At 38.6% G+C, this 7866-nt stretch carries 5 protein-coding genes; 1 reads left to right on the forward strand and 4 read right to left on the reverse strand.

Annotated features, from left to right (window positions below; all coding sequences use genetic code 11):
• Positions 1-90: 90 nt before the first annotated feature.
• Positions 91-306 carry a hypothetical protein gene (locus O3C63_08795; GenBank protein MDA0773026.1) on the reverse strand — a complete coding sequence of 72 codons (216 nt, stop codon included), beginning with the start codon at positions 304-306 and terminating at the stop codon, positions 91-93.
• A gap of 42 nt (positions 307-348) precedes the next feature.
• Positions 349-1692: an AAA family ATPase gene (locus O3C63_08800; protein MDA0773027.1), complete on the reverse strand. Its 1344-nt coding sequence runs from the start codon at positions 1690-1692 to the stop codon at positions 349-351.
• 151 nt (positions 1693-1843) lie between these two features.
• On the opposite strand from O3C63_08800, the gene O3C63_08805 reads away from it, so the two are divergent.
• A complete protein-coding gene (locus tag O3C63_08805; protein MDA0773028.1) occupies positions 1844-4630 on the forward strand; it encodes a hypothetical protein in 2787 nt (928 codons plus the stop codon).
• A 14-nt stretch (positions 4631-4644) separates the two neighbouring features.
• Here the strand turns inward: O3C63_08805 and O3C63_08810 are convergent, their stop codons facing one another.
• On the reverse strand, positions 4645-6777 hold the full coding sequence (locus tag O3C63_08810) for a hypothetical protein (protein ID MDA0773029.1): 2133 nt from the start codon (positions 6775-6777) through the stop codon (positions 4645-4647).
• Between the two features lie 77 nt (positions 6778-6854).
• Positions 6855-7589, reverse strand: a complete 735-nt coding sequence (locus O3C63_08815) for an SDR family oxidoreductase (protein ID MDA0773030.1) — start codon at positions 7587-7589, stop codon at positions 6855-6857.
• Positions 7590-7866 lie beyond the last annotated feature (277 nt).

The raw sequence follows: 7866 nt of genomic DNA on the forward strand, positions 1-7866 counted from the left end.
ATTAATGAATTGCCAGTCAAAACCATTATTGTCTGAAATGAAAGTTAAGTATTTTTGTCCTTCCGGACTTTGTTCAATGACTTTATCTAGCTATTGCTTGAAATCGCTCATTACTTCTTTGGGCTCACCAATAGACTCTACTTGTGGTTGATGAATCATGACTCTTCTTTCATTATTAGGACTTCCATCTAAATCATCTAATTGACCATAAAAAGTTTGGTCTAAGCTTCTGTCAACAACAACTGCACCAAAATGTGTCATATTGCCGACTCCTGGAGCAGGTCCTGACGCTTCTGTATCTACCATTATAAAAGTCATTAGTTAGGTTACGATGATAACATTTACTGCTTATTGTTGCTCAGTAATCAATCGTTCAATCTGAGAGCTGGCATAATTTGGAATAGAAAGTATACCGTTTTGAAACTCTAATTTTTTGTTTGAGACCCTTAGTCCAAAAGAGCTATTGTGCTTTTGCATATATTGATGAAGGCTTCTAAGAGTACCAGTGGTTCCAGCTTTAACTTCAACGGGAATGATTGTATTAGCTACTGAGACCAGGTAATCAATTTCTGCTGAACCGCTGCCCTCTGCTCTTTCCCAGTAATAAAGCTTGGCTTGTTGATAAAAAGGGAAATTAGTTAACAGTTCTTGACCTACAAACTGCTCTGCAATTGCTCCATTGAATTTATTCTTGCTAGCATTTTCTAGTAAGAAGCTATCCATGTCTAGATTGCAGCTACTATTCATTAAACCGACATCAAGAAATAAAGCCTTGAAGTGTTTTGGTGAAGCTGATACCCCCAGTGGAAGATCGTTGTTGGCTCTTTTGATTTTATAAATCAGTCCAGCCTCTTCTAGTAATTCAAATGCTGCTTTGATATTTGCTGATTTTGCTTCATCATAAACATGAGTGTATTTAAATTTTTTGGAGATTGATTTTGCTACGTAATCAAAACAAGCCTCTAGGTCTCTGTGTTGGCTGGTTTTAGCATACTTGCCAAAGTCTTTTTGGTAACTTTGTAATAAACGATGATGAGTTTGACGTACTTTACTAAGTCCTTTATCACTATCTTCCTTGTGTGACAAATAGGTTTTGACTGCAATTGGCATCCCGCCTACAAGGTAGTAGTAATCTAGTTCACGTAGTAGTTTCTTGTGAATGATTTCATTAGAGCCTTCTGCAAGATTGAGCTTGTCAATATAATCGAGTAACGCTTCTTTATTTTGTGCAAGCAAGAATTCAGAAAAAGATAGTGGTTTCATATACTGGAAACTAACCCTACCAACAGGCATTTTGAATTTGGCAGAATTAAGCGTGAATTCTAACAGTGATCCGGCAGCGATTACATGCAACTGAGGTAGTTCTTCATAGAAATATCTTAGAGCTTGAATTGCTTCTGGACATTCTTGAATCTCATCAAAAAATATTAAAGTCTTACCTGCCTCGATGTTGATCTCTTTATCAAGTGATAAAGCTGTAATAAATTTGTGTGGGTCTAAGTTCTGCTCAAAATACTGTTTGTATTCTTTTTCTAGTTCAAAATTAACTTTGACGTAATTGGTGAAATTATTCTTGGCAAATTTTTCAATTGTATAGGTTTTGCCTACCTGCCTAGCGCCGCGAACGATCAAGGGAGTAAAATCATTGGATTGCTGCCAGTCTTTTAGGTTTTGCTCGATAAAACGGTACATTGTATTATAATTATACCCAATTTTTGTTGAATTTGGTGTAAATAGCATGTAGTTTTATACTATTTCTGTGAAGAGAGCATGTAGTTTCCGTGAAAGTTGTTTTGACTGAAACTTGGGAGTGTCAACACTTATCAATGGTAAGATAATATAAGTGCCCCCGGTTTCGAACAATAAAACACGGACAGTAAATGAGCAGAATCTTAGTGCTGTTATTAAGGAAGGACGGTCTCGAGATCCTGATTCAATTAGAACTGATCTTAGATCACAAGCTGAAACTATCTCGTGTGTTCCTACTAAGAAACCAAGGATTATAACTGAGGAGCAGATTATTGCTGCAGCTTGTGTATTTCAAGGACTGAAAGATTATGGTAATAGATTGCCAACTGCTAAAGAGGGTAAAGATATTCCAGTGCCCGGTTTGCACAAAGATGAAAACTGGCTCGCAATTAATTCGGCAATAAGAGGTGGTCACCGTGGTTTGAAAAAACTCAAAGGCGGTTTAAGAGAACTTCTAATGCCATTAAGGTTAGAGCTAGTTGCTAAAGGCAAGCTTAAAGCAGATTCTGAAGTTAAGGGAGATTTAAAGGAAGATGAAATTATAGCTAGTGCCCGTTTGTTTCAAGAGATTGATGAGTACGGTAATAGATTACCAACGGCTCATGATGTTAAGGGTGTTTTGGTACCGGGTATGCATCGAGATGAATCTTGGCGTGCTATTGACTGGGCTTTGAAGGGTGGTAAGAGGGGTTTGGCAAAACTGAAACATGGACTCAGTGAACTTTTAGAGCCATTTAAATTAGAGTTGACAGTAGTTGGGAAACTTAGAGCAGGTTCTAAAATAAAGGGAGATTTGAGCGATGAAGAGGTGATTGAAAGTGCTCGTTTGTTTCAGGAGCTTGATGAGTATGGTAACAGATTGCCTCATGGTGGCTATAGGCAGGATGTACCTGTTCCTGGTCTGCATCGTGATGAAACATGGATGGCTATCAACGCAGGGATAAAAGCTGGGCGTCGTGGTTTAATAAAAAGAGCTGGTGGTTTGTCTGAGCTTTTAGAGCCATTGAAGTTAGAGTTAATGGCAGCAGGTAAACTTAAGGCTGATTCAAGGACAAAAGGTGATCTAAGCGAAGAGGAGATTATAGCAAGTGCTCGTTTGTTTCAAGAACTTGGTGAGTACGGTAATACATTGCCTGGTGCTCATTTGGGAGAAGGTATTCCTGTACCAGGAATGCACCCAGATATAACTTGGTCATCGATTAATGATGCTATAAGAGGTGGCTGTCGTGGTTTTGAGAAAAAGAGTGGGCTGAAAGAAGTTTTGGAGCCTTTGAAACGTGAGTTGGTAGTTGCAGGTAAGCTGAAAGCCGACACGAAAATAAGAGGTGAGCTAAAAAGAGAAGAGATTATAGCAAGTGCTCGTTTATTTCAAGAGATTGAAGAGTTTGGTAGTAGATTGCCGAATTCTAATGATGCTAGTGATATTCCAGTGCCTGGAATGCACGTAGATGAAAGCTGGATGGCTATTAATTATGCAATTAGAACAAAGAAACGTGGTCTGAAAGTACCAGAAGAAGGTTTAAGTGAGTTATTGGAACCACTGAGGTTGGAGCTGATAGCAGCCAGCAAACTTAAAGCTGATTCAAGTGTAAAAGGTCATCTAAGTGAGGAGCAGATCATAGAAAGTGTATGTTTGTTCTTTGAGGAATTTGGCCGATTGCCTAATGCTGCAGATCAAGAAGATAAGCCTGTGCCAGGGATGCATCGAGATGAAACTTGGAGAGCAATTAACCAAGCTCTATATAATGGTTATAGAGGGCTAAATGGTGATAGCAGTCTGTCCAAGCTACTCAAACCACTTAAGGATAAACTTAGTTTGTCTCTTAGTAAATCTAGACGTCCGAATGTTTTTAAAAAAGATAAAGCTAAACCAAGTAGAGTTGGAAAAAAAGAAAGAAGTTTAGCAACTGGTATTGAAAGAAGATCAAAGCCCCTTATTAACTTTGCCAAAGGAGAGGCTTTTGAACAAGTAGCTGGTTTATTACTAGCTAGCTTATATCCAGAGGAGCTGGTGATACCTCAATATTGCTTAAGGATTGAACCTGAGAATAAATATTTTGGTATGCGTGCTGATTACAAAGTTGGTAATGAAATTTATGAAGTTAAGTGGGGTAAGGCTAGCGGAAACATTATTGATACTTATAATAAACACAATAAATATTTACCCGAAGGGATGAATTACCGTTTGCTTATGCTTGAAGCGAATGGTGAAGTGGGAGTACCGTATGATCACTTTGATATGGTTGCTGCAAGATCTCCTCTCAAGAAGCCACTCCAGCAGCTAGTAGTTTATATCAGAGAATTAGTTGATCAAGATGCAGGCTTTGCACTTGAAGACTTGCGTAACTATCTATATGGCTTAGTTATGAAAGCAAATAAATCACAAGGGGCTGATCGGCTTGGGTTTATTGCAGAAGAGCTCTCTGGCTTACTTGCTATTGAAGCCGATGAACGTTGCAACTATATGAAGCCTCACAGCTATGCACTCTATTCACCCCTAGAAGCTTATTGTGAGTATGAAGGTAAGCTTTGGCGTGATTTGATTGAAGTTAGGACTTTGGATCTTGAGCGACCTGGTCAATATGAGTTGAGACACTACTTGAATAATTTAAGTTTCGAGAAGCAAGTTGATAGAGATATAGCTGTTGTTCTTGAGATGACAGAAGATGGTTTTAGGACAGAAGATTTACTTGAAGAATCAGAGAGTGGTAAATATGATGAAGCCTTATTTAGGTTGCCGAATGGTGAGACACTCGCTTCTAGAGCTTCTGCTTTAACAGCAGATCATATTATAGATTCCATTGATGATTTAAAGATTCTCTTTGATTTTGCAGCTGGGGATTTTGAATTTGCGAAGGAGTTTATCATATCTTATTCATAACTTATGAACTTAAGTTAAATAAGTTGCGGAATTTCAGCTCGCCCTAGTTTAATTGCTGGTGTTAAACCGGTAACTTCAGTTTTACATACTAAGTACTCTTCTTCATCTTCAAGTAGCTTTTCTGTCTTGCCTCTAAAGCCCCTTTCTTCTTCTGTCTTTGGGACTCGCAGTGAGATATGTTCTCTTTGTAACCAGCTAAGTAGGTCTGCTTCTGTACGAACTTTAACTGGAGGGTATATAAATTCAGCCCGAGCAGGTGCTGAGTCTAAATTGTAAACAGAAAGTCTTAATGTATTTTTGTGGTCTATGTCTAATGACATAAGTTGCGTGTAGTATTTGATGTCATTAAGCAAGTGTCCACGTTGATTGCCTTGTGAAGTCGCCTTCCTCGTGCAGTGCTCTATGCGAGCCAAGTTGTTTGCAATCCTCTTGTAACCAGGTTCTGGAGCTAGGTACCTAAAATACAAATCTCTAAGTTTTTGAATCTCTGCAAGTACATCATCATATTGTTGATTTTGAAATAGCTCTAGCATTCTTGTAGATCTAGACTTGATATCCATATCTTTATATTCAACTAATAGAGAATCGAATTTTCTTTTGGTTCCTTGTGAGATACCAATTATGTCATTTAATCGCGGACGAAGTTTATTGACTGCCTTATTGATTTCAGCAGCAGCTTTTCTATATTGTCTTGCGGCTTCTATTGGATTTGCTTTTTGTTGATCATAGCCTCGCTGTATCATTGCAGGTATATGTTCTAGGTAATTTTTTGCAAATTGTTTTGGGTAAACCTTACCTCTTTGCGCCCAGTCAATGATAGTTTGAATATCTTTGTCAATAGTTTCTTTGTCAGCTTTAGTTAAACTCATGGTCTTAGCTGCCATAGTTAACAGACCTGGAATGTCATACACTGATCTTCTACCTTGACTATCATTGCCAGCAAGGTTTTCTAGATAGGCAATTGTTTTGGCAACTTTATCAAAATCGTCTTTATTGTTTCTTAGAATATAGACTCTACTTCTTAAGCCTGCAGCTGGATCTTTATCAAAGACATAGTCCTTGTAGATAGCATGTGCTTGGTCAGCAGGTATAACCAGAGCTTGAATTGTTTTGATTTTTTCTCTAATATCTTTGAGTTGGTCTGTGTTGACAGCTTCTTCATCTACTTGAGTAATGATTTCTTTGATTGCTTGCACGCCTTCTTGAATAGCTTTGTGATTACTAAGTAAATGTCGACTATGTTGATTTGTGTAAAGTCCAAGTAAATGATCAAGTCTTTCAATTGCTGATTCGTTATCAATTGCTTTTAGGTCCTTGACTATTGTTGCGATATACGCTCTTGGTCTAATCCAAACTTGTTGTCTGATAGTTGTTTGATTACCATCATATTTTATGTCAAGTTTATCTAAGTCTATACCCCAAATCGTTTGTCCAAGTGCATCCAGAGTCTGCATTTCTTGAGTTCTTGCTACTGTGTCAGATCGATTCTTGCGCCAATTGAGCTCTTGTTTGAGTTTGTCACATGCAATATCTGATTGAATCAAGATAGGCATTATATTTTGGCAAGCTTGGTTTGCGCTTTTACCTGCTTGATCTTTTTCTTGAAGCAAAAGCTGTGCTTGTTTTATTCTAAGTTTGGCATTAAATTTGTAGGTTTCTATCAGTCCATCACTGATATCAGACCTTTCTTCTTTAGCATCAGGATCGTATCTAATATCTTTGAGTCTGTCTGTTTGTTTTTTTGCTTCTTGGTTGATTACTTGAATATAGTCCTTGATTCCAGTAGCATCCCAGTCTGAATCTTTGATTTGCAAATTTATATCTATTGCCCTATAGAGTGTTTTAAGTCTAAGTATAAGATCATCAGCTTTGTCTCCTTGCTGATAACTAGATTGAAAATCCTTGACTTCAGCCATGATTTTATCAAGTTGTATTTGAAGTGTTACTACTTCCCTCATGTCAGCCCTGGGATCATCTCTATCCGTTCGTTTTGTAAATCTAATTGCAGGGATGCCAATTTGCTCACCAGCTGTTCTTGTACCACTGCGTTCAGCTAGTGGTAACGATGCTGTTGCCTCATCTGCCCTGGCTGCTAGCCTAATGGCGGCAGCTTCTATTGGTAATTGGTTTTGTATAGCTTGTGTCATATCGCCTAGGTTTAAGATAATCGCACAGATTTTATGAGGTGTCAAGTGGCAATTGAGCTTTTACGTAATTTCGGTCTTCATTCTTTCAACAATAAATAATTCACCCAACTACTAAACCCCCTCGGCATTAACTTAATCAAAGCAACCAAGAATTTATTTCTAAAGCCAGTCACAATGAGTGTTTTCCCCTGTTTAAACTCATCAACAATAATTCTTGCAACCCTCTGCCCGCTCATACTTACTTTAAATGGAATCGATTTATCTACCTTGGCGACTTTACCAAAATTGGTAACTGTCGGTCCAGGACAAGCGACACTGACTTGAATTCCTTTGGCTTTGAGTTCTTCAGCAAGCGCAAAACTAAAATTGAGCACGTAGGCTTTGGTCGAGTAGTAAGTTGCCATCATCGGACCAGGCGCATAGGCGGCGACCGATGAGACATTAAGAATAGAGCCATGTCCCCTTTGTGCAAAAGCATGACATAAATAAGTCAATGCTGAGATATTCAGATTGATCATTTCTATTTGTCTATCAGCATAGAGTTTTGCAAACTCTCCATGCTCGCCGAAGCCAGCGTTGTTAACTAGGATTTCAATATCAAGTTCACGAGTTTCATTGACAAGTTCTTTGACTTGACTGAGATCACTCAGATCTTTAGCGATGCAAATGCATTTGCAATCGAGTTCATTTGCAATTTCTTCTAGGCGCTCTTGATTGCGCGAAACTAGAATTAAGTCATGATCAGCAGCAAATAGTTTGGCTAATTCTAAGCCAATACCGCTACTTGCTCCTGTGATTAAGGCATAAGTCATGAGCTGATTCTAACATCCGTCTTCGCTATAGGCTACGACGTGACTCGTCCGTCTTCGCTATAGGCTACGACGTGACTCGTCCGTCTAGGCTTTGCGCTACGACGTGACCACTTCCAGCGTGCTAAAATAGCCCTCCATGATCGAAAATCTCACACTCTTGGGTTCTTCAGAGACCGTTTATCCGCAGGATCCTGACCAAGCCAAACTTGAAGCAATTGATAACCAATGGAAAGATCAAGACTATATCGTCAATCTTGATTGTCATGAGTTCACTTGT

It is taken from the genome of Cyanobacteriota bacterium (genome assembly GCA_027618255.1).
Classification (GTDB): domain Bacteria; phylum Cyanobacteriota; class Vampirovibrionia; order LMEP-6097; family LMEP-6097; genus JABHOV01.